Source organism: Streptomyces sp. NPDC088817 (genome assembly GCF_044750345.1).
In the GTDB taxonomy this organism is placed as follows: Bacteria; Actinomycetota; Actinomycetes; order Streptomycetales; family Streptomycetaceae; genus Streptomyces.
On sequence record NZ_JBIVJN010000004.1, the window covers coordinates 346,809 to 373,804 of the forward strand.

The 26,996-nt window shown below is 70.3% G+C and carries 22 protein-coding genes and 1 riboswitch; of the genes, 4 read left to right on the plus strand and 18 right to left on the minus strand.

Features of this window, described 5'->3' with window-relative positions:
* Positions 1-17: 17 nt before the first annotated feature.
* A complete protein-coding gene (locus ACIP4X_RS10155; protein WP_358736418.1) occupies positions 18-1,232 on the minus strand; it encodes a DUF2092 domain-containing protein in 1,215 nt (404 codons plus the stop codon).
* 285 nt (positions 1,233-1,517) lie between these two features.
* Complete coding sequence (locus ACIP4X_RS10160; RefSeq protein WP_358737467.1) at positions 1,518-2,528, minus strand: polyprenyl synthetase family protein; 1,011 nt, start codon at positions 2,526-2,528, stop codon at positions 1,518-1,520.
* A gap of 482 nt (positions 2,529-3,010) precedes the next feature.
* Positions 3,011-3,198, plus strand: a riboswitch (cyclic di-AMP (ydaO/yuaA leader).
* A gap of 5 nt (positions 3,199-3,203) precedes the next feature.
* Here ACIP4X_RS10160 and ACIP4X_RS10165 point away from each other — a divergent pair.
* Positions 3,204-3,689, plus strand: a complete 486-nt coding sequence (locus ACIP4X_RS10165) for a transglycosylase SLT domain-containing protein (RefSeq protein WP_401347686.1) — start codon at positions 3,204-3,206, stop codon at positions 3,687-3,689.
* Positions 3,690-3,728: 39 nt separating this feature from the next.
* On the opposite strand, the gene ACIP4X_RS10170 is transcribed toward ACIP4X_RS10165, so the two are convergent.
* On the minus strand, positions 3,729-4,532 hold the full coding sequence (locus ACIP4X_RS10170; protein ID WP_358737463.1) for an HAD family hydrolase: 804 nt from the start codon (positions 4,530-4,532) through the stop codon (positions 3,729-3,731).
* 71 nt (positions 4,533-4,603) lie between these two features.
* Positions 4,604-5,842, minus strand: a complete 1,239-nt coding sequence (locus ACIP4X_RS10175; protein ID WP_358737461.1) for an ATP-grasp domain-containing protein — start codon at positions 5,840-5,842, stop codon at positions 4,604-4,606.
* A gap of 213 nt (positions 5,843-6,055) precedes the next feature.
* Between ACIP4X_RS10175 and fahA the strand changes: the two genes are divergently transcribed.
* Entirely contained in the window at positions 6,056-7,267 is a 1,212-nt protein-coding gene (gene fahA, locus ACIP4X_RS10180; RefSeq protein WP_358737459.1) for a fumarylacetoacetase, read from the plus strand.
* A 182-nt stretch (positions 7,268-7,449) separates the two neighbouring features.
* Positions 7,450-8,388, plus strand: coding sequence for a M56 family metallopeptidase (locus ACIP4X_RS10185; RefSeq protein ID WP_358737458.1), 939 nt, complete (start codon positions 7,450-7,452; stop codon positions 8,386-8,388).
* A 44-nt stretch (positions 8,389-8,432) separates the two neighbouring features.
* Here the strand turns inward: ACIP4X_RS10185 and recQ are convergent, their stop codons facing one another.
* Positions 8,433-10,436, minus strand: coding sequence for a DNA helicase RecQ (gene recQ / locus ACIP4X_RS10190; RefSeq protein ID WP_358737456.1), 2,004 nt, complete (start codon positions 10,434-10,436; stop codon positions 8,433-8,435).
* Between the two features lie 199 nt (positions 10,437-10,635).
* On the opposite strand from recQ, the gene ACIP4X_RS10195 reads away from it, so the two are divergent.
* Positions 10,636-11,241 (plus strand): Uma2 family endonuclease, encoded by a 606-nt coding sequence (locus ACIP4X_RS10195; protein ID WP_391455929.1) that lies wholly within the window; start codon positions 10,636-10,638, stop codon positions 11,239-11,241.
* Between the two features lie 70 nt (positions 11,242-11,311).
* Here ACIP4X_RS10195 and nuoN read toward each other — a convergent pair whose 3' ends face one another.
* Genes nuoN through ACIP4X_RS10260 form a run of 13 tightly spaced genes read right to left on the minus strand, consistent with a single transcriptional unit; the run spans position 11,312 to position 26,989 of the window.
* Positions 11,312-12,961 (minus strand): NADH-quinone oxidoreductase subunit NuoN, encoded by a 1,650-nt coding sequence (gene nuoN, locus ACIP4X_RS10200; protein WP_358737452.1) that lies wholly within the window; start codon positions 12,959-12,961, stop codon positions 11,312-11,314.
* The gene (locus ACIP4X_RS10205) at positions 12,958-14,529 is read right to left on the minus strand and encodes an NADH-quinone oxidoreductase subunit M (protein WP_358737451.1); all 1,572 of its coding nucleotides are present in this window, start codon (positions 14,527-14,529) and stop codon (positions 12,958-12,960) included. Before ACIP4X_RS10205 ends, nuoN begins: the two co-directional genes overlap by 4 nt.
* Positions 14,530-14,534: 5 nt before the next feature.
* Positions 14,535-16,430 (minus strand): NADH-quinone oxidoreductase subunit L, encoded by a 1,896-nt coding sequence (gene nuoL / locus ACIP4X_RS10210; protein WP_391455925.1) that lies wholly within the window; start codon positions 16,428-16,430, stop codon positions 14,535-14,537.
* Positions 16,431-16,445: 15 nt separating this feature from the next.
* The gene (gene nuoK, locus ACIP4X_RS10215) at positions 16,446-16,745 is read right to left on the minus strand and encodes an NADH-quinone oxidoreductase subunit NuoK (RefSeq protein WP_100569676.1); all 300 of its coding nucleotides are present in this window, start codon (positions 16,743-16,745) and stop codon (positions 16,446-16,448) included.
* Positions 16,742-17,584, minus strand: a complete 843-nt coding sequence (locus tag ACIP4X_RS10220) for an NADH-quinone oxidoreductase subunit J (RefSeq protein ID WP_358737447.1) — start codon at positions 17,582-17,584, stop codon at positions 16,742-16,744. Before ACIP4X_RS10220 ends, nuoK begins: the two co-directional genes overlap by 4 nt.
* Positions 17,581-18,210 carry an NADH-quinone oxidoreductase subunit NuoI gene (gene nuoI / locus ACIP4X_RS10225; protein WP_391455922.1) on the minus strand — a complete coding sequence of 210 codons (630 nt, stop codon included), beginning with the start codon at positions 18,208-18,210 and terminating at the stop codon, positions 17,581-17,583. Before nuoI ends, ACIP4X_RS10220 begins: the two co-directional genes overlap by 4 nt.
* Positions 18,203-19,567 (minus strand): NADH-quinone oxidoreductase subunit NuoH, encoded by a 1,365-nt coding sequence (gene nuoH, locus ACIP4X_RS10230; protein WP_358737443.1) that lies wholly within the window; start codon positions 19,565-19,567, stop codon positions 18,203-18,205. The genes nuoI and nuoH overlap by 8 nt, the downstream gene beginning before the upstream one ends.
* Positions 19,564-22,068 carry an NADH-quinone oxidoreductase subunit G gene (locus tag ACIP4X_RS10235; RefSeq protein ID WP_391455920.1) on the minus strand — a complete coding sequence of 835 codons (2,505 nt, stop codon included), beginning with the start codon at positions 22,066-22,068 and terminating at the stop codon, positions 19,564-19,566. The genes nuoH and ACIP4X_RS10235 overlap by 4 nt, the downstream gene beginning before the upstream one ends.
* Positions 22,065-23,411, minus strand: a complete 1,347-nt coding sequence (gene nuoF / locus ACIP4X_RS10240; protein ID WP_358737439.1) for an NADH-quinone oxidoreductase subunit NuoF — start codon at positions 23,409-23,411, stop codon at positions 22,065-22,067. The genes ACIP4X_RS10235 and nuoF overlap by 4 nt, the downstream gene beginning before the upstream one ends.
* Positions 23,408-24,343 carry an NADH-quinone oxidoreductase subunit NuoE gene (gene nuoE, locus ACIP4X_RS10245; protein ID WP_358737437.1) on the minus strand — a complete coding sequence of 312 codons (936 nt, stop codon included), beginning with the start codon at positions 24,341-24,343 and terminating at the stop codon, positions 23,408-23,410. Before nuoE ends, nuoF begins: the two co-directional genes overlap by 4 nt.
* A complete protein-coding gene (locus ACIP4X_RS10250) occupies positions 24,340-25,671 on the minus strand; it encodes an NADH-quinone oxidoreductase subunit D (protein ID WP_358737436.1) in 1,332 nt (443 codons plus the stop codon). The genes nuoE and ACIP4X_RS10250 overlap by 4 nt, the downstream gene beginning before the upstream one ends.
* The gene (locus ACIP4X_RS10255; protein ID WP_358737434.1) at positions 25,668-26,438 is read right to left on the minus strand and encodes an NADH-quinone oxidoreductase subunit C; all 771 of its coding nucleotides are present in this window, start codon (positions 26,436-26,438) and stop codon (positions 25,668-25,670) included. Before ACIP4X_RS10255 ends, ACIP4X_RS10250 begins: the two co-directional genes overlap by 4 nt.
* Positions 26,435-26,989, minus strand: a complete 555-nt coding sequence (locus ACIP4X_RS10260; protein WP_007383964.1) for an NADH-quinone oxidoreductase subunit B family protein — start codon at positions 26,987-26,989, stop codon at positions 26,435-26,437. The genes ACIP4X_RS10255 and ACIP4X_RS10260 overlap by 4 nt, the downstream gene beginning before the upstream one ends.
* Positions 26,990-26,996 lie beyond the last annotated feature (7 nt).

Genomic DNA, 26,996 nt, shown 5'->3' on the forward strand with positions numbered 1-26,996 from the left:
TCGTGTCCGGCGCGTGCTCACTTCCCGGCGTTTGCCGCCTTCACCAGCGTGTCCTTGGTGACCGCGCCGACGTACACCTTGCCGTTGTCCGTGATCAGCGCGTTGACCAGGCGGGTGGAGAAGACCGTGCCCTTGCCGAACGTGCCGCTGACCTGGTCGCCGAGCGAGTCGAGGAATCCGCCCAGCTCGCCCTTGCCGGAGGACGACGGGATGCCGCCCTTGGTGCCGGTGTCGAGCACGGCGATGGAGTTCCAGCCCTTGCCGATGATCTCCGGGCCCTTCTTCTCCAGGCCCTTCTCCCGCGCGTCGCGCTCGTGGAACTGCCGGCCCGGGCCGGCCTTCCGCTCGGCGCTCCGCCCGCCGTCGGTTCCGGCGTCCTTCTCCTCGGTGACCTTCGCGCCCTTGGGCGGGGTGAAGTCGAAGGTCGAGGCGGCGGGCCTGGCGAAGTCGATCCGGGTGAAGCCGGCGTCCACCACGGCGGCGCCGCCGCTGGCCGGGGTGAGCGTGAACTTCAGCGGCAGTCCGGTCTTGGCGTCCACCGCGATGCTGATCGCGCCGACCGTGGTGCCGGAGGCGTGCTTCGGCTCGATGACCAGCCGGTAGGCGTCGCGGCCGGCGACCTGCGCGGTGCCGTCGACCTTCACCGAGGTGGTGTCGTCGACCGACTTCAGGGCCTCGTCGGCGAAGTCCTTGGGCGTGGCGGGGACCTCGTCCCGGTGCTTCTTGCCGCTGTCGGCGGCCGTGCCGTGGAAGACCTCGTTCGACTTGCTGTCGTAGCCCCAGACGTCCTTGCCGTTGTGGATGAGGCTGTACTCGGCGGCGCTCTCGATCAGGGAGACCTTCTGCCGGTCCTCGCCGTCGGCGGCGACGCGCAGGGTGTGCGTACCGGACGCCAGCTCGGACAGCTTTGACGCCGGGTCGGCCGACGAACCGTCACCGCCCCCCATGGCGCCGGAGGCCAGGCCGCTCTCCAGGCCGCCGAGGTTCGGCAGACCGAGATCGGTGCTGATCTTGACCGTGCCGGACAACTGCTCGACGTCCGACTTGGCGATTTTCTCTATGAGTTGCTGTGCGGTGATCTTCGGCAGGTCGGGGTCGCCGGACGCGGCGAGTGCCGGGACGAGCCCGATGGTCGCCGCGGCCACCCCCACCACCGTGACCGGGACGACGTAGCGCGCGGCCTTGCGGCGCCCCGCGCGCAGGTCGTCGGCTTCGGATCCGTTCGGTGCCATGTGTGCCCTACCTCCGTCATCGGCGGCGGCTGTCCTGCTGCACTCGGGTATCACCCTCAGCCGCCATTCTCACCCAGATCGGTGAGGAGTGGTGTGCTCCGTGGTGTCCATCTGACCAAATCGGCCGGGCGGAAGCGTCAGACCCCGGAGCCAACTCCGTGTACGTCTGCGGTATGACACACCAAGGGCGACGCCTCCCCCACCCCCTAGGGGTGGGCCGGAGAACGCCGCTCGGAAGGGGCCGCCCGGCGGGATGTCCGGGCAGGTCGCGGTACCGGACGGGCGTCAGCCGGCCCGGTGCACCACCGCGTCGCACATCTGCAGCAGCGCGGCCTTCGCCTCGCACTTCCGCAGCGGTGCCAGCGCGGCCCGCGCCTCCTTGGCGTAGCGCACGGCGTCCCGGCGGGCCTGCTCCAGCGCCGGGTGCGCGCGCAGCGCCGTCAGCGCCTCCGCGAGCCGCGCGTCGTCGGTCAGGTCGGAGTCCAGCAGCTCGCACAGCGCGATGTCCTCGGGCAGCCCCAGCCGGGCCGACCGCTCGCGCAGCCGCAGCACCGGCAGCGTGGCGATGCCCTCGCGCAGATCGGTGCCGGGGGTCTTGCCCGACTCGCGCGAGTCGGAGGCGATGTCCAGGACGTCGTCCGCGAGCTGGAAGGCGACGCCCAGCCGCTCGCCGTACTGGGTCAGCACGTCCACGACGTTCTCGTCGGCGCCGGACATCATCGCGCCGAACCGGCACGACACCGCCACCAGCGATCCGGTCTTGCCGCCCAGCACGTCCAGGTAGTGGTCGACCGGGTCCCGGCCGTCCTGCGGGCCCGCCGTCTCCAGGATCTGACCGGTGACCAGCCGTTCGAACGCCAGGGCCTGTACCCGGACGGCCTCCGGGCCGAGGTCGGCGAGGATCTGCGAGGCACGGGCGAACAGGAAGTCGCCGGTCAGGACCGCGACCGAGTTGCCCCAGCGGGTGTTGGCGCTGGCCACCCCGCGGCGCACGGCGGCCTCGTCCATCACGTCGTCGTGGTACAGCGTGGCCAGATGGGTCAGCTCCACCACCACGGCCGACGGCACGACCCCCGGCGCGTACGGGTCACCGAACTGGGACGCGAGCATCACGAGCAGCGGCCGGAACCGCTTCCCGCCCGCCCTGACGAGGTGCTGCGCGGCCCCCGTGATGAACGGGACCTCGCTCTTGGTGGCTTCGAGCAGCCCTTCCTCGACAGCCGCCAATCCGGCCTGGACATCGGCTTCGAGAGCCTGGTCCCGCACGCTCAGCCCGAATGGCCCGACGACGGTCACGAGGGGTCTCCTGTCTGCTGGTGTCTGGTGGGATTTACACGGTTTGTCGATAGGTCGCTGCCCTCACTCAAGTCAGCGTATCCGGTCACGTTTCGATCACCGATATCGCCCACCTATACGGGCCAGGCCGCATCACCCGACGTGACCACGGTCACGCGTCCGCCACATGGCCCATCCCCGCTCACACCCGAAGTCCGATTCACCCCTATTGGGGTTTCAATTCTCTTTAGCGGTAATTGCGCTTCGGGTGCGCAAACCGTGAGTTGGGTCACTATGCCCTCTCTTCGCACCACCTCTCGCAGTCCTTCACATTCCCTTTACGGACAACGGAGTTGACCCTTGGCGGACGCAAAGGATCAAGTACCACATACACCCCCGACCAAGGTCAAATAGGGCGAGTGTGATTCCGCCACTTGTTCGGGACATGTGCTCTCGCATACGTTCCCGGCCATCGGGCGGACGCCGAATCCTGCCGCCGCCCGTAATCCCAACGACCGAATGAACCACGGCAGGAGCGGGGGACCCAGGTAAGCCGCCGGGCCGGGCTCGTACGTCCTACGTCGTACGCCGCACCGGAACGGCTCGGGGTGAAGCCGCGCCCTTCACGGCGCGGCCGGGCACCTCCCCGCCCGAACCCGACAGCTCACCTCGCAGGCGACGGAGAGGAATTCCCCCATGCCTGCAAACGGTCAGCGCCGCTCTTCCCGCACCGCCCGCCTCGTCCGCACCCTCGCCGCCACCGGCACGGGCGCAGCCGTCCTCGCCGTGCCGCTGCTCGGCGCGACGACGGCCTCCGCGGCGACCCCGGCCACCGTCCACACGGCCGCGAGCTTCGGCTACCCGAACAACCTCGACGGCTGGATCCGCGCCTCCCTGGCCGTCATGGCACAGAAGGGCATCCCGGGCTCCTACAACGGGATCCACCGCAACGTCATCCGCGAGTCCTCCGGCAACCCGCGCGCCATCAACCTCTGGGACTCCAACGCCAAGAAGGGCATACCCTCCAAGGGTCTGCTCCAGGTCATCGACCCGACCTTCCGGGCCTACCACGTGAACGGGACGTCCTGGGACATCTACGACCCGATCGCCAACATCACGGCCGCCTGCAACTACGCGGCCAAGCGGTACGGCTCCATCGACAACGTCCACGGCGCCTACTGACCGGACCGCGGCGGGCCCACACCGGCCGGTGCCCCGGCACTAGACAAACAGTCGTTCGAGGACGACGGCGATGCCGTCGTCCTCGTTCGACGTCGTGACCTCGTCGGCCACCGCCTTCAGCTCGGGGTGGGCGTTGGCCATGGCGACCCCCCGGGCGGCCCACTGGAACATCGGGATGTCGTTGGGCATGTCGCCGAAGGCGAGGGCGTGCTCACGGCCGAGGCCCAGGTGTTCGGCGGCGAGTGCCAGTCCGGTCGCCTTGGTGATGCCGCACGGCTGGAGCTCCACGGTCCCGGGTCCCGACATGGTGACCGTGGCGAGGGACCCCACCACACCGCGGGCCGCCGCCGCCAGCTCGTCGTCGGACAGCACCGGGTGACGCAGCAGCACCTTGCTGATGGGCGCGTGCCACAGGTCGTCGCGCCGTTCGACCCGTACGGCCGGCAGCGACGGGTGCGGCATGCGGTACCCCGGCTCGATGAGCGTGACCCCGTCGGCCCCGTCCTGGTCGACCGCGGCGTACACCTCCCCCACCTCGGCCTCGATCTTGCCGAGCGCGGTCTCGGCCAGCTCCCGGTCCAGGGTGACCGACCACAGCAGACGGTCGCCGCCGGCGTCGTAGAGCTGTGCGCCCTGACCGCACACCGCGAGTCCCGTGGTGCCGAGGACGCCGAGCAGTTCCCTTACTCTCGGCGCCGGCCGTCCGGTCACCACGAGGTGCCGGGCACCGGCGGCCGCCGCCTTCGCGAGCGCGGTGAGGGACCGTTCGGACACGGTGTCGTCGCCGCGCAGCAGCGTTCCGTCCAGGTCGGTGGCGATGAGGGTGTATGCGAGGGCGGCCATGATCAGAGAATACGGATGCCCCGGCCCGCCGACTCGACCGGAGCGTGCTTCTCGTTCGGACCGGTTCCTCCTCAACCGGTCGTGCCGCCGCGCCGGTTGGTCCGCCACAGCTGATAGAGGTGCCGGGCGCCCGGCCGCACGAAGCGCGCGAGCATCGTCACGAACGGCAGCGGATCGTCCCCCGCGAGCCAGGCCAGCTCCGTGCCGCTCGCCCTCGCCGGCGCGTGCGGTGTGGTGTAGCCGCTGCGGCGGTAGGCGAGGAGGGCGGGCAGGTCGATGTTCTCCACGACATACCGGTGTCCGGTGCGCTGCTCGCCCTCCGGGACGGGGCGCCCGGTCAGGTCGAGGTGCATGGCGCGGACGACGTCCACGCCCGAGCCGCTCTCGAAGAGCCGGAACTGCGCGCCCATGCGCGGATTGAAGTCGAGGAGCTTGTACTGCCCGTCGCGCCGGTCGAAACGCAGGTCGAGGTCGACGATGCCGGTGAAGCCGATCTGCTTGATGAACCGGGCGGCGAGGTCGGCGAGTTCCGGGTTGTCGACGACGTACGCGTTCGCCGTCATGCCCGCGTGCGGCGGCCAGGAGCGGACCTTGACGCCGGTGAACATCGCGAGCGGGTTCGAGCTCCGGTCGAAGTAGGCGTGCACGATCCAGTCCTCGGCCTCCTCCCGCGGCAGGTACTCCTGGAGGATCACGCCTGGCCGCTCGCCCCAGTCGCGGGCCAGGGCCAGCAGGCCCTCGCGGCTGTTGATCCTCGTCGTGCCGTTCACCGCGGGGCTGCTGCGCCGCACGAACGCCTCGCGGTTCTTGGCCACCACCGGGAAGCGGGTCTTCTCGGCGAACGCCACGACGTCCTCGTACGACTGCGGGAAGGCGGCCCCGGGGCTCGGGATGCCGTGCTCCACGCACAGTTCGTGCAGGCCCTGCTTGCTGGCCAGGCGGCGCGGCAGGCCGGGGGCGACGGGCGGGAAGAGAAAGGGGCCCTGGAGCACCTCCTGGTGCTCGGCGATCAGGACCGCGGCCTCCTCGTCGGTGGGCACCAGGACGGCGGGCCGGCCGATGCGGCGGCCGATCCGCAGCAGACCCTCCACCAGACGGTCGGCGCTCTCCGTGCCCCTGGTCGGCCAGACGAACGCGCGTTTGAGATAACGGGAGGAGGCCGCCGGTGTGTAGGCGTCCTCAGTGATCGCGTACATGGGCACGCCCAGACGGCCCAGGCTGCGGATCGCGCCCACCCCGCCGTGGTGCAGCGGGTAGTCGCCGAACTTCACGATCAGGCCCGGCACCTCGCGGTCGGCCCGGAAAGGCACACTGACGGCATTCCTGGCCACGGGTCCCCCCACGTGTCCCCCATTGAGCGGACCCACCCCGTCCGCGTCCCCAGAGGACGCTAAGCCGGAATTGCCCCCTCCCACAAGGCCAATTCGGACATTGCAAACTCTTTAGACACTGCCCAAGACATGGGATGCCCCCGTAACGTGTGGCCCGACCACATGGCATTTCGGAAAGGAAGGCAGCACCCCATGCCCCCCTTCGAGGTCCCCGAGGGCGACCCCTTCGGTCCGCACAACCTTCCCTACGGCGTCTTCTCCCGCGCCGGGTCGCCGGAGAGGACCGTGGGCGTCCGGCTCGGCGACCACGTGCTCGACGCGGGGGCGGCGGCGCGGGCGCTCGGTTCGCCCTACGCCGACCTGCTCGCGCGGCCGAGCCTCGACCCGCTGCTGGCCGCGGGCCGCACCGCGTGGTCCGACGTGCGGCGCGCGCTGACGTCGTGGGTCACGGTGCCGGCGCACCAGGAGACCGTCGCGCCCTTCCTGCACCCGCTGTCCTCGGTGACCCTGCACCTCCCCTTCGAGGTGGCGGACTACGTCGACTTCTACGCCTCGGAGAACCACGCCCGGAACGTGGGGCAGATCTTCCGCCCGGACGCCGAGGACTCGCTGACCCCCAACTGGAAGCACCTGCCCATCGGTTACCACGGCCGCTCCGGCACAGTGGTGGTCTCCGGCACGGACGTGGTGCGCCCGTCGGGCCAGCGGAAGGCGCCCACGGACCCCGCGCCGGTGTTCGGCCCCTCGGTCCGGCTGGACATCGAGGCGGAGGTCGGCTTCGTGGTGGGCGCGCCCTCGCGGATGGGGCAGCCGGTCGCGCTCGGCGACTTCCGCGAGCACGTCTTCGGGCTGTGCCTGCTGAACGACTGGTCGGCGCGCGACATCCAGGCCTGGGAGTACGTCCCGCTCGGGCCGTTCCTCGGCAAGTCCTTCGCCACGTCGGTGTCGGCGTGGATCACTCCGCTGGACGCGCTGGAGGAGGCACGGGTCGCCCCGCCGCGGCGGACGCACCCGCTGCTGCCCTACCTCGACGACTCCGCCGAGGAGCCCGGCGGTTACGACCTGCGGATCTCCGTCGCGATCAACGGCCACGTGGTGTCCGAGCCGCCCTTCTCCACCATGTACTGGACGGCCGCGCAGCAGCTCGCCCACATGACGGTCAACGGCGCCTCCCTGCGCACGGGCGACCTGTACGGCTCGGGCACGGTGAGCGGACCGTCCGAGCGCGAACGCGGCTCGCTCCTCGAACTGACCTGGAACGGCCGCGAGCCGCTGGAACTCCCGGACGGCAAGCGGGCGTTCCTGGAGGACGGCGACGTGGTGACGCTCTCGGCCTGGGCGCCGGGCGCGGACGGCGCACGGGTGGGGCTCGGAGAGGTGACGGGCCGGGTCGTGTCGGGCTGAACCAAGGCCCTGCGGTCCTTGCCCCGCGGGGATTTGATGGTCGTGGACCCCTGACTCCCGGTCCCGCGGCCGTCATACTGGCGGCAGGCCGTGCGCGCCCGGCGCGCCGGCCGGCCGCACAGCACGCTTCACCGCACGACCCCGCACCCGCCCACCTCCCACGAGGATCCGGAGTCCGAGGCATGACCGCCTGCCTGCTCCTGCTGAGCGCCGTCGCCCTGACGCTCGCCGTGCCGGTCCCCCGCGTGCTGGCCCGGGCGGGGTGGCCCGAACGGGAGCCCGTCGTCGCGCTGTGGGTGTGGCAGTGCCTGGTCGCCACCGTCCTGCTGTGCTGCCTCGCGGGGCTGGTGCTGGGCACCGCGGCCGTCTTCGGCACCGTTCACGACCAGGTCTTCGCCCCCGCGCCGCCGGCCGTGACGGCCGCCTACGACCTGTCGGTGGCACCGGTCTGGGCGGCCGGTCTCACCCTGCTGCTGGCGGGCGGCGCCGCCTGGACCACCGCGATGCTCGCCCGCGAGTTCGTCGAGGCCCGCCGTCGGCGCGGCCTGGCCCGCGCGCACCTGCGCGAGCGCGCCCCCGAACTGCCCGCGGGCCTCCCGGCGGCCCGCGGACCGCTGCTGGTGCTGGAGGACGAGTACCCCGACGCCTGGTGGATGCCCGGTCACCCTCCCCAGCTCGTCGTCACCACCGGCGCCCTGCACCGGCTCACCGGCCACCAGCTCGACGCCGTCCTCGCCCATGAGCGGGGCCACGCCCGCGCCCACCACGACTGGCTGCTGCATCTGTCGGCCGCGCTGGAGGCCGGCTTCCCGCACATCCCGCTGTTCACGCACTTCTGCGAGCAGAACCACCGCCTGGTCGAACTGGCCGCCGACGACACGGCCTCCCGCCGCCACGGCCACCTCACCACGGCCCTCGCCCTGATCGAGCTCAACCAGCACCGCGGGGTGCTGTCCTGCGCGTCCAGCAACCGGCTGCTGAGCGAGCGGGTGGACCGCCTGCTGGAGCCCCCGCCGCGGCTGGACCGCAGGCGCCGGGCGCTGACCACGGCGGTGGCGGCCCTGGTGCCCCTGCTCCCGCTCCTGATCACGTTCGCCCCGGGCCTGACGGCACTGGGCTGAGCGGCGGACCCGTCGCCGTGACCGGCGCGGCGGGCTCCCGGCGGCTACACCCAGTCGTCCGATTCCGGCTCGGTCAGGTCCTCCCACGGATCCGGCTCGCCCGTGCCGGCCGTTCCTGAGCCGGCTGTTCCTGAGCCGGCCGTCCCCGTCCCGGCCGCCGAGTCGCCGGACGGTCCGGCCAGCGACTCCAGTACGGCGAGCACGCCCTCGCCGTACGTCGCCAGTTTCTTCTCGCCGACGCCGCCGACCGTGCCGAGCTGTGCCACGGACGTCGGCCGCAGCGCGACGATCTCCCGGAGGGTGGCGTCGTGGAAGATGACGTACGCCGGGACACCCTGCTCGCGGGCCTGTTCGGCGCGCCAGGCGCGCAGGGCCTCGAAGGCGGGCAGCAGCTCATCGGGCAGCTCGGCCGCCGCCGCCCTGGGCTTGCGGTCGTCCCGGGCGCCCGTACCCCGCGAGGCGGCGGCCGGCTTCTTCGGCTCCTTGCGCAGCGGCACCTCCCGCTCGCCGCGCAGCACCGACGCGCTGGCGTCGGTCAGCACCAGCGTGCCGTACTCGCCCTCGACCGCGAGCAGTCCCTGCGCCAGCAACTGCCTTATGACACCGCGCCATTCGCCTTCGGAGAGGTCGTCGCCGATGCCGAACACGGACAGTTGGTCGTGGTCGAACTGGATCACCTTGCCGGTGCGCTTGCCGAGCAGGATGTCGATGATCTGGCCCGCGCCGAACTTCTGCCCCCGCTCCCGCTTCAGCCGGACCACCGTCGACAGCACCTTCTGGGCCGCGACCGTGCCGTCCCAGGTCTCGGGCGGGGTCAGGCAGCTGTCGCAGTTGCCGCAGCCGGACTGGCCCGGCTCCTGACCGAAGTAGGCGAGGAGCTGCCCACGGCGGCACCGGGCCGTCTCGCACAGGGCGAGCATCGCGTCCAGGTGGGACTGCGCGCGACGGCGGAACGCCTCGTCGCCCTCACCGGACTGGATGAGCTTGCGCTGCTGTACGACGTCGTTCAGCCCGTAGGCCATCCAGGCCGTCGACGGCAGGCCGTCCCGGCCCGCGCGGCCCGTCTCCTGGTAGTAGCCCTCCACGGACTTGGGCAGGTCCAGATGGGCGACGAACCGGACGTCGGGCTTGTCGATGCCCATGCCGAAGGCGATGGTGGCGACCACGACCAGGCCGTCCTCCCGCAGGAAGCGGGACTGGTGCGCCGCGCGGGTGCCCGCGTCGAGGCCCGCGTGGTACGGCACCGCCTCGACGCCGTTGCGGGTGAGGAACTCGGCCGTCTTCTCCACCGAGTTGCGCGACAGGCAGTACACGATGCCCGCGTCGCCCGGGTGCTCCTGGCGCAGGAAGGCCAGCAGCTGCTTCTTGGCGTCGGCCTTGGGCACGATCCGGTACTGGATGTTGGGCCGGTCGAAGCTGGCCACGAAGTGCCGGGCCCGCGGCATGTTCAGCCGCTGGGTGATCTCCTGGTGCGTGGCGTGGGTGGCCGTGGCGGTGAGCGCGATCCTCGGCACGTCGGGCCAGCGCTCGCCCAGCAGGGACAGCGCCAGGTAGTCGGGGCGGAAGTCGTGGCCCCACTGGGACACGCAGTGCGCCTCGTCGATGGCGAAGACGGAGATCTTGCCGCGGGAGAGCAGATCGAGCGTGGCGTCCAGGCGCAGCCGCTCCGGGGCCAGGTAGAGCAGGTCGAGCTCGCCTGCCAGGAACTCCGCCTCGACCACCCGGCGCTCGTCGAAGTCCAGCGTGGAGTTCATGAACCCGGCGCGCACGCCCAGCGCCCGCAGTGCGTCCACCTGGTCCTGCATCAGCGCGATGAGCGGCGACACCACGACACCCGTACCGGGTCTGACCAGGGACGGAAGCTGGTAGCACAGCGACTTGCCACCACCGGTGGGCATGAGCACGACGGCGTCACCACCCGCCACCACATGCTCGACGACCGCTTCCTGCTCACCCCGGAAGTCCTCGTACCCGAAGACCCGGCGCAGCGTCGCCAGCGCCTCGCTCTCCGTCACCGACACCTCCGTGACACCACCCGTCCCACCCATCGCTCCGCCCCCCGCACACCGTCCTTCAACCACTGCCTCCACGATAGGGCCCCGAACCGACAGTCCCGGAGTTGTCCACAGGTTCCCCCGGACGGACCAGGTCAACGACACGGCAGTCGTTCACACGTAGCAGGAGACTCGTCCCTTTCGGGCCGATAGCCTGAAAGCACCCGCGAGACTCCGTCCCATGGGAGCACTGATGAGCGTCGCACCGAAGGCCTCCAAGCCCACCTGGCCGACCCCGCCGGAAGGCGGCTGGACCGCCGACGACCTGGACCGCCTCCCGAATCTGCCTCCGCATACGGAACTGATCGACGGGAGCCTTGTCTTCGTGAGCCCGCAAACCTCCTTCCACGAGCGTGCTGTCGACTTCTTCAAGTGGCACTTGCAGTCGCTGGCACCGGAGGTCTACGAGGTCTTTTGTGAGTTCACCATCGACATCGACCGTCAGAACAGGCCCGAGCCCGAGGTGGTCGTCGTGCGAGGAGACGTGGTGGACGAGGTCCCGGCGCAGACGAGGTTCCCGGCCGAGGCCGTGATCCTGGCAGTGGAGGTCGTCTCGGAGGACTCCGTCTCCCGGGACCGCGAGACCAAGCCGCTGAAGTACGCGCGGGCCAAGATCCCTTACTACTGGCGGGTCGAGAACGAGAACGGCCGCGCCGCTGTGCATGCCTTCGAGCTGGAACCGACGACCGGCGCCTACACCGGCGTGGGCATCTTCAGGGAGCGGATGAAGGTGGACACCCCGTTCTCCGTGGACCTGGACCTCACAAGGATCAGGACGCGCCACGGCGGGGGCCGGTAGGTCCGCACGCAGCGGAACGCGGTGGCCCGGCCCCCACCAGGGGGCCGGGCCACCGCGTTCCGGAGCCGCCTCAGCGGGCGAAGACTCCCGCCTGGTTCGCCAGGTCCAGGAAGTACTGGGGGGCCACGCCCAGGACCACCGTGACCGCCACACCCACGCCGATCGCGGTCATCGTGAGCGGAGACGGGACCGCCACCGTCGGGCCCTCCGGGTGCGGGTCGCTGAAGAACATCAGCACGATGACGCGGATGTAGAAGAAGGCCGCGATCGCCGACGAGATCACACCGATCACGACCAGCGGCACCGCGCCGCCCTCGGCCGCCGCCTTGAACACCGCGAACTTCCCGGCGAAGCCGGAGGTCAGCGGAATGCCCGCGAAGGCCAGCAGGAACACCGCGAACACGGCCGCCACCAGCGGGGAACGCCGGCCGAGTCCCGCCCACTTGGACAGGTGGGTCGCCTCGCCGCCCGCGTCGCGCACCAGCGTGACCACGGCGAACGCGCCGATCGTCACGAAGGAGTAGGCGGCCAGGTAGAACAGGACGGACGAGACGCCGTCCTTCGAGGTCGCGATGACACCGGCGAGGATGAAGCCCGCGTGGGCGATCGACGAGTACGCGAGCAGTCGCTTGATGTCGGTCTGCGTGATCGCGACGATCGCACCGCCCAGCATGGTGATGATCGCGACGCCCCACATGACCGGCCGCCAGTCCCAGCGCATCCCCGGCAGGACGACGTACAGCAGCCGCAGCAGCGCGCCGAAGGCCGCCACCTTGGTCGCCGCCGCCATGAACCCGGTGACCGGGGTCGGAGCGCCCTGGTAGACGTCCGGCGTCCACATGTGGAACGGGACCGCGCCCACCTTGAACAGCAGACCCATCACGACCATCGCGGCGCCGATGAGCAGCAGCACGTCGTTGCCCATGGTGTTGGCGAGCGCCGGGTCGATGTTCGGCACGTTGCCCTCGACGACCTGCGCGATGCCGGCGTAGGACACCGAGCCCGCGTACCCGTACAGCAGCGCGATGCCGAACAGGGTGAACGCGGAGGCGAAGGCGCCCAGCAGGAAGTACTTGACCGCGGCCTCCTGCGACATGAGCCGCTTGCGGCGGGCCAGCGCGCACAGGAGGTACAGCGGCAGGGAGAAGACCTCCAGGGCCACGAACAGGGTCAGCAGGTCGTTGGCCGAGGGGAACACCAGCATGCCGGCGACCGCGAAGAGCAGCAGCGGGAAGACCTCGGTGGTGGTGAAACCGGCCTTGACCGCGGCCTTCTCGCTCTCGCCGCCCGGCACGGCCGCCGCCTGCGCGGCGAACGAGTCGACGCGGTTGCCGTGCGCCTCCGGATCCAGCCGCCGTTCGGCGAAGGTGAACAGGGAGACCAGGCTCGCCAGCAGGATCGTGCCCTGGAGGAAGAGCGAGGGTCCGTCGACGGAGATGGCCCCCATGGCCGCGATGTGCGCCTTGGTGGTGCCGTACCCGTCCGACGCGAGCGCGACGACCGCGGCGAACGCGGCGGCCAGCGCGACGACGGAGACGAACACCTGCGCGTAGTAGCGCGACTTGCGCGGGACGAACGCCTCGACGAGCATTCCGACGATCGCCGCGCCCACGACGATCAGGGTGGGCGACAACTGCCCGTATTCGATCTTCGGCGCCTCGATCTTCGAGATCGGGTCGGCCGCGGTTGTCCACAGGCTGTGGACGGCTGCTCCGCTCACTTGGCCGCCTCCACTGCGGGCTTCGGGTCGGTCTTGTGTACGTCGGACATGGTCTGCTTGACCGCCGGGTTGACGATGTCCGTGACGGGCTTCGGATAGACGCCCAGGAAGATCAGCAGCACCACCAGCGGGGCCACGACCACCAGTTCCCGCACCCGCAGGTCCGGCATCGCCGAGACCTCCGGCTTCACGGGACCGGTCATCGTCCGCTGGTACAGGACGAGCGTGTACAGCGCGGCGAGCACGATGCCGAGAGTGGCGACGATGCCGATCGCCGGGTAGCGCGTGAACGTGCCGACCAGGACGAGGAACTCACTCACGAAGGGCGCGAGTCCCGGCAGGGACAGGGTGGCGAGGCCACCGATCAGGAACGTGCCGGCGAGCACCGGGGCGACCTTCTGCACACCGCCGTAGTCGGAGATGAGCCGGGAGCCGCGCCGGGAGATGAGGAATCCGGCGATCAGCATCAGCACGGCCGTCGACAGGCCGTGGTTGACCATGTAGAGCGTCGCCCCGGACTGGCCCTGGCTGGTCATCGCGAAGATGCCCATGATGATGAAGCCGAAGTGCGAGATCGACGCGTACGCGATCAGGCGCTTGATGTCCCGCTGGCCCACCGCGAGCAGCGCCCCGTAGATGATGCTGATCAGGGCGAGGACGAGGATGGCCGGCGTGGCCCACTTGCTCGCCTCCGGGAAGAGCTGGAGGCAGAAGCGGAGCATCGCGAAGGTGCCCACCTTGTCGACGACCGCGGTGATGAGGACGGCGACCGGCGCGGTGGACTCCTGCATCGCGTTGGGCAGCCAGGTGTGAAGCGGCCACAGCGGTGCCTTCACCGCGAAGGCGAAGAAGAAGCCGAGGAACAGCCACCGCTCGGTGCTCGTCGCCATGTGCAGCGAGCCGCCGGCGCGCGCCTGCGCGATCTCGGAGAGCGAGAAGCTCCCGGCGACCGCGTACAGCCCGATCACCGCGGCCAGCATGATCAGACCGCCGGTGAGGTTGTAGAGGAGGAACTTCACCGCCGCGTACGACCGCTGGGTCGACGCCGTCTCCTCCCCGTGCTCGTGGGCACGGTCTCCGAAGCCGCCGATGAGGAAGTACATCGGGATCAGCATGGCTTCGAAGAAGATGTAGAAGAGGAAGACGTCGGTGGCCTCGAAGGAGATGATCACCATCGCCTCGACGGCCAGGATCAGCGCGAAGAAGCCCTGGGTCGGCCGCCAGCGGCGGCTTCCGGTCTCCAGAGGATCGGCGTCGTGCCAGCCGGCCAGGATCACGAACGGGATGAGCAGGGCGGTCAGCCCGATCAGCGCCACCCCGATGCCGTCCACGCCCAGTTCGTACCTGACGCCGAACGACGCGATCCAGGAGTGGGACTCGGTGAGCTGGTAACGGGCGCCGCCCGGGTCGAAGCGGACCAGGACGGTGGCGGCCAGCGCGAGCGTGGCCAGCGAGGCGGCCAGCGCGAGCCATTTCGCGGCGGTGCGCCGGGCGGCCGGCACGGCCGCCGTGGCGACGGCCCCGAGGGCCGGGAGCACCGCCGTCGCTGTCAGCAGAGGAAAGGACATCGGTATCAGACCGCCCTCATCAGCAGGGTCGCGGCGACCAGGAGTGCCGCACCGCCGAACATCGAGACCGCGTAGGAGCGCGCGAAGCCGTTCTGGAGGCGGCGCATCCTCCCGGACAGGCCGCCGACCGAGGCCGCCGTGCCGTTGACGACTCCGTCGACCAGGGTGTGGTCGACGTAGACCAGGGACCGTGTGAGGTGCTCGCCGCCGCGGACCAGGACGACGTGGTTGAAGTCGTCCTGGAGCAGGTCCCGCCGGGCGGCCCGGGTGAGCAGCGACCCGCGCGGGGCGACGACCGGGACCGGCCTGCGGCCGTACTGGGCCCAGGCGATGGCCACGCCGACGACCAGGCACACCATCGTCGCGCCGGTGACCGTCCACGCGCTGAGCGGAGAGTTGCCCTCGCTGTGCCCGGTGACCGGCTCCAGCCAGTGCAGGAAGCGGTCGCCGATGCTGAAGAACGCGCCGCCCAGGACCGACCCGACGGCCAGCACGATCATCGGGATCGTCATGGCCTTCGGCGACTCGTGCGGGTGCGGCTCGTTGCCGTCGGCGTCGGGCTGCCAGCGCTTCTCGCCGAAGAACGTCATCAGCATCACGCGGGTCATGTAGAACGCCGTGATGGCCGCGCCCAGCAGGGCCGCGCCGCCGAGGATCCAGCCCTCGGTGCCGCCCTTGGCGAAGGCCGCCTCGATGATCTTGTCCTTGGAGAAGAAGCCGGACAGACCCGGGAAGCCGATGATGGCGAGGTAGCCGAGGCCGAAGGTGACGAAGGTGACCGGCATGTACGCGCGCAGGCCGCCGTACTTGCGCATGTCCACCTCGTCGTTCATGCCGTGCATGACCGAACCGGCGCCGAGGAACAGCCCGGCCTTGAAGAAGCCGTGCGTCACCAGGTGCATGATCGCGAAGACGTAGCCGATGGGGCCGAGGCCCGCGGCCAGGACCATGTAGCCGATCTGCGACATGGTCGAGCCGGCCAGCGCCTTCTTGATGTCGTCCTTCGCGCAACCGACGATCGCACCGAACAGCAGCGTGACCGCGCCGACGACGGTGACCACGAGCTGCGCGTTCGGCGCCGCGTTGAAGATCGCGGCGGAGCGGACGATGAGGTAGACGCCCGCCGTCACCATCGTCGCCGCGTGGATGAGGGCCGAGACCGGGGTCGGGCCCTCCATCGCGTCCCCGAGCCAGGACTGCAGCGGCACCTGGGCGGACTTGCCGCAGGCGGCGAGGAGCAGCATCAGCGCGATGGCGGTGAGCTTGCCCTCGGAGGTGTCGCCGACGTGGCTGAACACCGGCCCGAAGGCGAAGGTGCCGAACGTCGCGAACATCAGCATGATCGCGATGGACAGGCCCATGTCGCCGACCCGGTTGACCAGGAATGCCTTCTTCGCCGCCGTCGCCGCGCTGGGCTTGTGCTGCCAGAAGCCGATCAGCAGGTAGGAGGCGAGACCGACGCCCTCCCAGCCGACGTACAGCAGCAGGTAGTTGTCGGCGAGGACGAGCAGCAGCATCGCCGCGAGGAACAGGTTGAGGTAGCCGAAGAAGCGGCGGCGCCGCTCGTCGTGCTCCATGTACGCGACCGAGTACAGGTGGATCAGCGAGCCGACGCCGGTGATCAGCAGGACGAACGTCATCGACAGCTGGTCGAGCCGGAAGGTCACGTCCGCCTGGAAGCCGGCCACCGGGATCCAGCTGAACAGGTGCTGGGTCAGGGACCGGTTGTCGGCGCTCCGGCCGAGCAGGTCGGCGAAGAGGACCAGGCCGACCACGAAGGACACGGCCGCGAGCAGGGTGCCGAGCCAGTGGCCGACGGCGTCGAGCCGACGGCCGCCGACCAGGAGGACGGCCGCTCCGAGCAGGGGCGCCGCGATCAGCAGCGCAATCAGGTTCTCCACGATTACTCCGACCCCTTACAGCTTCATCAGGCTGGCGTCGTCGACCGAGGCCGAGTGGCGGGAACGGAACACCGACACGATGATCGCGAGCCCGACCACGACCTCCGCTGCGGCGACGACCATCGTGAAGAACGCGATGATCTGGCCGTCGAGGTTGCCGTGCATCCGGGAGAAGGTGACGAGCGCGAGGTTGCAGGCGTTCAGCATCAACTCGATGCACATGAAGACCACGATGGCGTTGCGCCGGATCAGCACACCGGTGGCGCCGATCGTGAACAGCAGGGCGGCGAGGTAGAGGTAGTTCACGGGATTCACTTCGACGCCTCCTCGGGCCGCTTGAAGGCCGTCGGCTCGATCGCGGTGCGCTCCAGGCGTTCCGCGGCGCGCTGCTCCAGGGCCTTGAGGTCGTTGAGCGCCTCGGCCGAGACGTCGCGGATCTGTCCGCGCTCGCGCAGCGTCTTGCTGACGGTGAGCTCGGACGGGGTGCCGTCGGGCAGCAGTCCGGCGATGTCCACGGCGTTGTGCCGGGCGTACACGCCGGGCGCCGGCAGCGGCGGTACGTGCCGTCCCTCGCGCACGCGCTGCTCGGCCAGCTCGCGCTGGGTCCTGGCCCGCTCGGTGCGCTCCCGGTGGGTGAGCACCATGGCGCCGACCGTGGCCGTGATCAGCAGCGCGCCGGTGAGCTCGAAGGCGAAGACGTAGCGGGTGAACAGGAGGGAGGCCAGGCCCTCCACGTTGCCGCCCGCGTTGGCCTTGCCGGTGCCGTTGAACTCCTTCAGGGAGGCGTTGGCGATGCCCGCGATCAGCAGGACGCCGAAGCCGAGCCCGCACACCAGGGCCAGCCAGCGCTGGCCCTTGATGGTCTCCTTCAGGGAGTCCGCCGCGGTCACGCCGACGAGCATCACCACGAACAGGAACAGCATCATGATCGCGCCGGTGTAGACGACGATCTGCACGATGCCCAGGAAGTAGGCGCCGTTGGTGAGGTAGAAGACCGCCAGGACGATCATGGTGGCGGCCAGGCACAGCGCGCTGTGCACGGCCCTCTTCATGAAGACGGTGCACAGGGCGCCGATCACCGCGACGGTGCCGAGCACCCAGAACTGGAAGGCCTCTCCGGTGGAGGTGGAGTAGGCGGCGAGCTGCGCGCTCATGCGTCAGCCCCCTGTTCCTCCGCCGCGCCCGAAGAGCCCGCCGTCTGCCCCTCTTCGCCCTTGGAGACGGCGACCTGACGCACCGTGCCCGGCGCGGCCTCCGTCACCAGGCCCCGGTAGTAGTCCTGCTCGTCCGTGCCCGGGTAGATGGCGTGCGGGGTGTCGACCATGCCCTCTTCGAGACCGGCGAGCAGCTGCTCCTTGGTGTAGATGAGGTTGGCGCGGCTGGAGTCGGCCAGCTCGAACTCGTTGGTCATCGTCAGCGCGCGCGTGGGGCACGCCTCGATGCACAGGCCGCACAGGATGCAGCGGGCGTAGTTGATCTGGTACACGCGCCCGTACCGCTCGCCCGGCGAGTAGCGCTCCTCGTCGGTGTTGTCGGCGCCCTCCACGTAGATGGCGTCCGCGGGGCAGGCCCAGGCGCACAGCTCGCAGCCGACGCACTTCTCCAGGCCGTCCGGATGGCGGTTGAGCTGGTGCCGTCCGTGGAAGCGCGGAGCCGTGGTCTTCTGCTGCTCCGGGTACTGCTCGGTCAGCCGCTTCTTGAACATGGCCTTGAAGGTCACGCCGAAGCCGGCCACGGGGTTCAGGAAACCGGGTTTGGTCTCCTTGGGCTCCTCAGCCATCGGACGCCTCCTTTCCATCCAGAGGTCCGTCACTGGCAGTGTCCGACCCGCCACTGACAATCAACTCCCGCTCGCGGTGCGAGCGGCGCCGCGGCACCGGCGGCAGCTCCTGCCCCGGCAGCGGCGGTACGGGGAATCCGCCGGCCATCGCGTCGAAGGCGGCCGGCCCGGCCTCGGGCTTCTCCTCGGCCTTGGTGCGCTCGCGGAACATGTCGACGACGAAGGACAGGACCAGCACCGTCAGCACCGCACCGGCGACGTAGAGGGCGATGTCGGCGAAGCCGTAGTTCTCGTTGCGCAGGACCCTGACGGTCGCCACGAGCATCAGCCAGACCACGGAGACCGGGATGAGGACCTTCCAGCCGAGCTTCATCAGCTGGTCGTAGCGGACCCGCGGGAGCGTGCCGCGCAGCCAGATGAAGAAGAACAGCAGCAACTGGACCTTGATCACGAACCAGAGCAGCGGCCACCAGCCGTGGTTGGCGCCCTCCCAGAAGGTGCTGATCGGCCACGGGGCCCGCCAGCCGCCCAGGAAGAGCGTGGTCGACACCGCGGAGACCGTCACCATGTTCACGTACTCGGCGAGCATGAACATCGCGAACTTGATCGACGAGTACTCGGTGTTGAAGCCGCCGACCAGGTCGCCCTCGGACTCCGGCATGTCGAACGGCGCGCGGTTGGTCTCCCCGACCATCGTGACGATGTAGAGGACGAACGAGACCGGCAGCAGCAGGATGTACCAGCGGTCGTGCTGCTGCTCGACGATCGTCGACGTGGACATCGAGCCCGAGTACAGGAAGACCGAGGCGAACGCGGCGCCCATGGCGATCTCGTAGGAGATCATCTGCGCGCAGGACCGCAGGCCGCCCAGGAGCGGATAGGTCGATCCGGAGCTCCAGCCCGCCAGCACGATGCCGTAGATGCCGACGGAGGCGACCGCGAGGATGTAGAGCATCGCGATCGGCAGGTCGGTCAGCTGCATCGCGGTGCGGTGACCGAAGATCGAGACCTCGTTGTTCGCCGGTCCGAACGGGATCACGGCGATCGCCATGAAGGCCGGGATGGCGGCGACGATCGGCGCGAGGACGTAGACCACCTTGTCCGCGCGCTTGACGACGACGTCTTCCTTGAGCATCAGCTTGATGCCGTCGGCGAGCGACTGGAGCATGCCCCAGGGCCCGTGCCGGTTGGGGCCGATGCGCAGCTGCATCCAGGCGACGACCTTGCGCTCCCAGACGATGGAGAACAGCACCGTCACCATCAGGAAGGCGAAGCAGAACACCGCCTTGACGACGACCAGCCACCAGGGATCGGTGCCGAACATCGACAGGTTCTCAGCGGCGAGGTACGGGCTCATGCCTCCACCTCCTTGGGGGCCTCGGTCGAGGACGTCGCCGGGCCGATGCGGACGAGGGAGCCGGGCAGCGCCCCCGTGTCGGAGGCGACGCCCCCGCCGACGGAGTTCAGCGGGAGCCACACCACCCGGTCGGGCATCTCGGTGATCTCCAGCGGGAGTTCGACCGTCCCGGCGGGACCGGTCACGGCGAGCACGGCGGAGTCCGCGACGCCCGCCTCGGCGGCCGTGGCGGCCGACACGCGTGCGCGTGCGGCGTGCCGGGTCCCGGCGAGCGCGTCGTCGCCCTCCTGGAGGACACCCTGGTCGAGCAGCAGCCGGTGCCCCGCGAGCAGGGCCTCCCCGGCGGCCGGGCGCGGCGCCGTGTCCGCGCCGTGCACCGGGTCCGCGGCGTACGGTCCGGCCCAGGCACCCAACCGGTCCAGCTCCGCGCGCACGGTCCGCAGGTCCGGCAGGCCCAGGTGGACGTCCATGGCGTCGGCCAGCATCTGCAGCACGCGCGCGTCGGTGGGCGACAGGGTGCGGGTCATCTGCTCCGGCTTGAGCGCGGCCTCGAAGAGGCGGACCCTGCCCTCCCAGTTGAGGAAGGTGCCGGCCTTCTCGGCGACGGCGGCGACGGGCAGGACCACGTCCGCGTGTTCGGTGACCTCGCCGGGCCGCAGTTCGAGCGACACCACGAATCCCGCCTCGGACAGGGCCTCACGCGCGCGTGCCGGATCGGGCAGGTCGGCGACCTCCACTCCGGCGACGAGCAGGGCCTGGAGCCGGCCCGAGGCCGCGGCCTCGACGATCTGCCCGGTGTCGCGTCCGTAGCGCTGGGGGAGTTCGGCGACGCCCCAGAGCGCGGCGACCTCCTCCCGCGCGCGCGGGTCGGTGGCCGGGCGCCCGCCCGGCAGCAGCGACGGCAGCGCGCCGGCCTCGACCGCGCCGCGCTCGCCGGCCCGGCGCGGGATCCACACGAGCCGGGCGCCGGTCGCGGCGGAGGCCCGCACGGCGGCGGTCAGGCCGCCGGCGACCGCCGCGAGCCGCTCGCCCACGACGATGACCGAGCCCTCGCCCCGCAGGGCCTCGGCGGCCCGGGTGCCGTCGTCGTGGAGTCCGACACCGCCCGCCAGCGCGTCCAGCCACTCGTTCTCGGTGCCGGGCGCGGCGGGCAGCAGCGTGCCGCCCGCCTTCTCCAGGCCCCGCGTGGCGTGCGTGGCCAGCGCGAACACCTTCTGTCCGTGCTTGCGCCAGGCCTTGCGCAGCCGGAGGAAGACGCCGGGCGCCTCCTCCTCGGACTCGAACCCGACGAGCAGCACGGCGGGCGCCTTCTCCAGCGCGGTGTACGTGACACCGCTGCCGTCGAGGTCGCGGCCGCGTCCGGCGACCCGGGCGGCGAGGAAGTCGGCCTCCTCACCGCTGTGCACGCGCGCGCGGAAGTCGATGTCGTTGGTGTCCAGCGCCACGCGCGCGAACTTGCTGTAGGCGTAGGCGTCCTCGACGGTGAGCCGGCCGCCGGTGAGGACACCGGTCCGCCCGCGCGAGGCGAGCAGGCCCTGGGCGGCGATCTCCAGCGCCTCCGTCCAGGACGCCGGCACCAGTTCGCCCTCGGGGTTGCGCACCAGGGGTGTGGTGAGCCGGTCCTTCTGCTGCGCGTAGCGGAACGCGAAGCGCCCCTTGTCGCAGATCCACTCCTCGTTGACCTCGGGGTCGTCGGCGGCGAGCCGCCGCATGACCTTGCCGCGCCGGTGGTCGGTGCGGGTGGCGCAGCCGCCCGAGCAGTGCTCGCACACCGACGGCGAGGAGACCAGGTCGAAGGGGCGGGAGCGGAAGCGGTACGCCGCCGAGGTGAGCGCCCCGACCGGGCAGATCTGGATGGTGTTGCCGGAGAAGTACGACTCGAAGGGGTCGCCCTCACCGGTGCCGACCTGCTGGAGCGCGCCCCGCTCGATCAGCTCGATCATCGGGTCGCCGGCGACCTGGTTGGAGAACCGGGTGCAGCGGGCGCACAGCACGCACCGCTCGCGGTCGAGCAGCACCTGCGTGGAGATCGGCACGGGCTTCTCGTAGGTCCGCTTCTTCCCTTCGAAGCGGGATTCGGCGTTGCCGTGCGACATGGCCTGGTTCTGCAGCGGGCACTCGCCGCCCTTGTCGCAGACCGGGCAGTCCAGCGGGTGGTTGATGAGCAGCAGCTCCATCACGCCGTGCTGGGCCTTCTCGGCGACCGGCGAGGTGAGCTGGGTCTTGACGACCATGCCGTCCGTGCAGGTGATCGTGCAGGACGCCATCGGCTTGCGCTGGCCCTCGACCTCGACGATGCACTGGCGGCAGGCGCCGGCCGGGTCGAGCAGGGGGTGGTCGCAGAACCGGGGGATCTCGATGCCGAGCTGTTCGGCGGCCCGGATGACCAGGGTGCCCTTGGGCACGCTGATCTCGGCCCCGTCGATCGTCAGCGTCACGAGGTCTTCCGGCGGGACCGCCGCCTCTCCCCCGCCCGCGGGAACGTTCGTGGTCACGGTCACGGGTTCACCTCCGTGCGATCGGCCCAGGCCGTGGACTTGGCCGGGTCGAAGGGGCAGCCCCGGCCCGTGATGTGCTGCTCGTACTCCTCGCGGAAGTACTTCAGGGAGGAGAAGATCGGGGAGGCGGCGCCGTCACCGAGGGCGCAGAAGGACTTGCCGTTGATGTTGTCGGCGATGTCGTTCAGCTTGTCGAGGTCGGACATCGCGCCCTTGCCGGCCTCGATGTCCCGCATCAACTGCACCAGCCAGTACGTTCCCTCGCGGCACGGTGTGCACTTGCCGCAGGACTCGTGGGCGTAGAACTCGGTCCACCGGGTCACGGCCCGCACCACGCAGGTGGTCTCGTCGAAGCACTGGAGGGCCTTGGTGCCGAGCATCGAGCCCGCGGCGCCCACCCCCTCGTAGTCGAGCGGGACGTCGAGGTGCTCGTCGGTGAACATCGGCGTCGAGGAGCCGCCCGGCGTCCAGAACTTCAGCCGGTGCCCGGGGCGCATTCCGCCGCTCATGTCGAGCAGCTGACGCAGTGTGATGCCGAGCGGGGCCTCGTACTGGCCGGGGCTCGCGACATGGCCGCTGAGCGAGTAGAGCGTGAAGCCCGGGGACTTCTCGCTGCCCATCGACCTGAACCAGTCCTTGCCGTTGTTCAGGATCGCGGGAACCGACGCGATGGACTCGACGTTGTTCACCACAGTGGGGCACGCGTACAGGCCCGCGACGGCAGGGAAGGGAGGACGCAGCCGCGGTTGGCCGCGGCGGCCTTCGAGCGAGTCGAGCAGCGCGGTCTCCTCGCCGCAGATGTACGCGCCGGCGCCGGCGTGCACGGTGAGGTCGAGGTCGAGGCCGCTGCCCAGGATGTTCTCGCCGAGGTAGCCGGCCGCGTAGGCCTCGCGCACGGCCTCGTGCAACCGCCGCAGTACGGGGACGACTTCGCCCCGCAGATAGATGAAGGCATGCGACGACCTGATGGCGTAGCACGCGATGACGATGCCCTCGATGAGGCTGTGCGGGTTCGCGAAGAGGAGCGGGATGTCCTTGCAGGTCCCGGGCTCCGATTCGTCGGCGTTGACAACAAGATAGTGCGGTTTGCCATCGCCCTGGGGAATGAACTGCCACTTCATCCCGGTCGGGAATCCGGCGCCGCCGCGGCCGCGCAGACCGGAGTCCTTGACGTACGCGATCACGTCGTCCGGCGACATGGCGAGCGCCTTGCGCAGTCCTTCGTACCCCTCGTGCCGTCGGTACACGTCCATCGTCCAGGACCTGTCCTCGTCCCAGAAGGCGGACAGCACGGGTACGAGCAGCTTCTCCGGGCTGCTCTCGTCGATCTCCGGTGCCAAGGTCATCCCTCCCCCTCCTCTCCGACGTCTCCGACAGGTCCCGCCGCATCAGAGGTGCGGGGCGCAGCCCCTCCATCACGGGTGGTGGTGGGCGACGGGTCGGGCGGGTCGGATGCCGATGTGTCCTGCGGCGCGTCGTGCGAGCTCAGGTGCTCGGTCGGTGACGGCTGGTGCACGGCGTCGTGCGGGCCGGCGTCCTGCGGTCCGCCGTCGCGCGGGTGGACCACGCGCGCGGGTGCGGCCTCTCCCTTGGCCAGGCGGAGGCCGACCAGCGAGGCGGGTCCCGCGCTGCCGCCGGACTCCGTCGCCCCTTCGCGCTCGTCGGGGAAGCCGGCCAGGATCCGGGCGGTCTCCTTGAACGTGCACAGGGGCGCGCCGCGCGTGGGCGTCACCGGCCGTCCGGCGCGCAGGTCGTCGACGAGGCGCTTGATGCTCGCCGGGGTCTGGTTGTCGAAGAACTCCCAGTTGACCATCACGACCGGCGCGTAGTCGCAGGCCGCGTTGCACTCGATGTGCTCCAGGGTGACCTTGCCGTCGTCGGTGGTCTCGCCGTTGCCGACGCCGAGGTGCTCCTGGAGGGCCTCGAAGATGGCGTCGCCGCCCATGACGGCGCACAGGGTGTTGGTGCAGACGCCCACCTGGTAGTCGCCGGACGGCTTGCGCCGGTACATGGTGTAGAAGGTGGCGACGGCGGTGACCTCGGCCGTGGTCAGGCCGAGCACGTCCGCGCAGAACCGCATCCCGGTGCGCGTGACGTGCCCCTCCTCCGACTGCACCAGGTGCAGCAGCGGCAGGAGGGCGGACCGGGAGTCCGGGTAGCGGGCGATGATCTCGCGCGCGTCCCGCTCGAGCCGGGTGCGGACGTCGTCCGGGTAGTCGGGCGCGGGCAGTTCGGGCATGCCCAGGCTGACGCCCTGCTCCGAAGAACTGGTGGTCACCGGTCGACGCCTCCCATCACGGGGTCGATGGACGCGACGGCGACGATGACGTCGGCGACCTGGCCGCCCTCGCACATCGCCGCCATGGCCTGAAGGTTGGTGAAGGACGGGTCCCGGAAGTGGACCCGGTAGGGGCGGGTGCCTCCGTCGGAGACGACGTGCACCCCGAGTTCGCCCTTGGGCGACTCGACCGCCGCGTACGCCTGTCCCGGCGGGACGCGGAAGCCCTCGGTGACCAGCTTGAAGTGGTGGATCAGGGCCTCCATGGAGGTGCCCATGATCTTCTTGATGTGGTCCAGGGAGTTGCCGAGTCCGTCCGGTCCCAGGGCGAGCTGGGCGGGCCAGGCGATCTTCTTGTCGGCGACCATGACCGGGCCCGGCTCCAGCCGGTCCAGGCACTGCTCGACGATCCTGAGCGACTGGCGCATCTCCTCCAGGCGGATCAGGAAGCGGCCGTAGGAGTCGCAGGAGTCGGCGGTCGGGATGTCGAAGTCGTACGTCTCGTAGCCGCAGTAGGGCTGGGCCTTGCGCAGGTCGTGTGGCAGGCCGGTGGAGCGCAGGATCGGGCCGGTGGCGCCGAGGGCCATGCAGCCGGCCAGGTCGAGGTAGCCGACGTCCTGCATGCGGGCCTTGAAGATGGGGTTCCCGGTGGCGAGCTTGTCGTACTCCGGGAGGTTCTTCGTCATCTTCTTCACGAACTCGCGGATCTGGTCCACCGCGCCGGGCGGCAGGTCCTGGGCGAGTCCGCCGGGCCGGATGTACGCGTGGTTCATCCGCAGGCCGGTGATGAGCTCGTAGAGGTCGAGAATCATTTCACGATCACGGAAGCCGTAGATCATGATCGTGGTGGCGCCCAGCTCCATGCCGCCGGTGGCGATGCACACCAGGTGGGAGGAGAGCCGGTTCAGCTCCATCAGGAGCACCCGGATGATCTTGGCGCGTTCGGTGATCTGGTCCTCGATGCCGAGGAGTTTCTCGACGGCGAGGCAGTAGGCGGTCTCGTTGAAGAAGGACGTCAGGTAGTCCATGCGCGTGACGAAGGTGGTGCCCTGCGTCCACGTGCGGTACTCGATGTTCTTCTCGATGCCGGTGTGCAGGTAGCCGATGCCGCAGCGGGCCTCGGTGACCGTCTCGCCGTCGATCTCCAGGATCAGCCGGAGCACGCCGTGGGTCGAGGGGTGCTGGGGACCCATGTTGACGACGATGCGCTCGTCGTCGGCGCGGGCCGCGGACCGGGCGACCTCGTCCCAGTCGCCACCGGTGACCGTGTATACCGTGCCCTCGGTGGTCTCGCGCGGGGAGGCCGAGGACGGGGTGTGCGTGCTCATGAGTACGACCTCCGCTGGTCCGGAGCCGGGATCTGGGCGCCCTTGTACTCGACGGGGATGCCGCCGAGGGGATAGTCCTTGCGCTGCGGATGGCCCTGCCAGTCGTCCGGCATCATGATCCGCGTCAGGGCCGGGTGGCCGTCGAAGACGATCCCGAAGAAGTCGTAGGTCTCGCGCTCGTGCCAGTCGTTGGTCGGGTAGACGGGGACAAGCGACGGGATGTGCGGGTCGGCGTCGGGGGCGCTGACCTCCAGCCGGACCAGCCGGTTGTGGGTGATCGAGCGCAGGTGGTACACGGCGTGCAGCTCGCGGCCCTTGTCCTGCGGGTAGTGGACGCCGCTGACGCCGGTGCACAGCTCGAAGCGCAGGGCGGGGTCGTCGCGCAGGGTGCGGGCGACGCGCACCAGGTGCTCGCGCTCGATGTGGAAGGTCAGTTCGCCGCGGTCGACGACCGTCTTCTCGATCGCGTTCTCCGGCAGGAGCCCCTGTTCCTCGAGGGCGCCCTCGAGTTCGTCGGCGATCTCGTCGAAGGCTCCGCCGGGGCCGCCGTAGGGACGGCTCGCCGGACCCGGGAGCCGGACCGAGCGGACGAGCCCGCCGTAGCCGGAGGTGTCGCCGCCGTTGTTGGCACCGAACATGCCGCGCTGGACGCGGATCTCCTCGCCACCCTGGCCCCGCCGACCGGGGAGGTTGTCGGCGGACAGGTCCTTCTCCGGGTTCACCCCGTTCGCGGACCCGTTCACGTCCTTGCCGTTTCCGTCGCTCATCGCAGCAGCCCCTTCATCTCGATCGTGGGCAGGGCCTTGAGCGCGGCCTCCTCCGCCTCGCGGGCGGCCTCCTCGGCGTTCACGCCGAGCTTGGAGGACTGGATCTTCTGGTGCAGCTTGAGGATCGCGTCCATCAGCATCTCGGGCCGCGGCGGACAGCCCGGGAGGTAGATGTCGACCGGGACGATGTGGTCGACGCCCTGGACGATCGCGTAGTTGTTGAACATGCCGCCCGAGGAGGCGCACACGCCCATCGAGATCACCCACTTGGGGTTGGGCATCTGGTCGTAGACCTGCCTGAGGACCGGCGCCATCTTCTGGCTGACCCGGCCGGCCACGATCATCAGGTCCGCCTGACGCGGCGAACCCCGGAAGACCTCCATGCCGAAGCGCGCCAGGTCGTAGCGTCCGGCGCCGGTGGTCATCATCTCGATCGCGCAGCAGGCGAGGCCGAAGGTGGCCGGGAAGACGGACGCCTTGCGCACCCAGCCCGCGGCCTGCTCGACGGTGGTCAGCAGGAAGCCGCTCGGCAGCTTTTCTTCGAGTCCCATGTCGTTA

What these genes read in the sequence shown, in the direction of transcription:
- nuoH (WP_358737443.1), bottom strand. Translation starts at nt 19,567, where the DNA reads ATGAGCCCGTACCTCGCCGCTGAGAACCTGTCGATGTTCGGCACCGAT.
- fahA (WP_358737459.1), top strand. Translation starts at nt 6,056, where the DNA reads ATGCCCCCCTTCGAGGTCCCCGAGGGCGACCCCTTCGGTCCGCACAAC.
- ACIP4X_RS10185 (WP_358737458.1), top strand. Translation starts at nt 7,450, where the DNA reads ATGACCGCCTGCCTGCTCCTGCTGAGCGCCGTCGCCCTGACGCTCGCC.
- ACIP4X_RS10220 (WP_358737447.1), bottom strand. Translation starts at nt 17,584, where the DNA reads ATGAGCGCGCAGCTCGCCGCCTACTCCACCTCCACCGGAGAGGCCTTC.
- ACIP4X_RS10205 (WP_358737451.1), bottom strand. Translation starts at nt 14,529, where the DNA reads ATGTCCTTTCCTCTGCTGACAGCGACGGCGGTGCTCCCGGCCCTCGGG.
- ACIP4X_RS10165 (WP_401347686.1), top strand. Translation starts at nt 3,204, where the DNA reads ATGCCTGCAAACGGTCAGCGCCGCTCTTCCCGCACCGCCCGCCTCGTC.
- nuoF (WP_358737439.1), bottom strand. Translation starts at nt 23,411, where the DNA reads ATGACCTTGGCACCGGAGATCGACGAGAGCAGCCCGGAGAAGCTGCTC.
- ACIP4X_RS10170 (WP_358737463.1), bottom strand. Translation starts at nt 4,532, where the DNA reads ATGGCCGCCCTCGCATACACCCTCATCGCCACCGACCTGGACGGAACG.
- nuoI (WP_391455922.1), bottom strand. Translation starts at nt 18,210, where the DNA reads ATGGCTGAGGAGCCCAAGGAGACCAAACCCGGTTTCCTGAACCCCGTG.
- ACIP4X_RS10260 (WP_007383964.1), bottom strand. Translation starts at nt 26,989, where the DNA reads ATGGGACTCGAAGAAAAGCTGCCGAGCGGCTTCCTGCTGACCACCGTC.
- recQ (WP_358737456.1), bottom strand. Translation starts at nt 10,436, where the DNA reads ATGGGTGGGACGGGTGGTGTCACGGAGGTGTCGGTGACGGAGAGCGAG.
- ACIP4X_RS10250 (WP_358737436.1), bottom strand. Translation starts at nt 25,671, where the DNA reads ATGAGCACGCACACCCCGTCCTCGGCCTCCCCGCGCGAGACCACCGAG.
- ACIP4X_RS10195 (WP_391455929.1), top strand. Translation starts at nt 10,636, where the DNA reads ATGAGCGTCGCACCGAAGGCCTCCAAGCCCACCTGGCCGACCCCGCCG.
- ACIP4X_RS10155 (WP_358736418.1), bottom strand. Translation starts at nt 1,232, where the DNA reads ATGGCACCGAACGGATCCGAAGCCGACGACCTGCGCGCGGGGCGCCGC.
- ACIP4X_RS10255 (WP_358737434.1), bottom strand. Translation starts at nt 26,438, where the DNA reads ATGAGCGACGGAAACGGCAAGGACGTGAACGGGTCCGCGAACGGGGTG.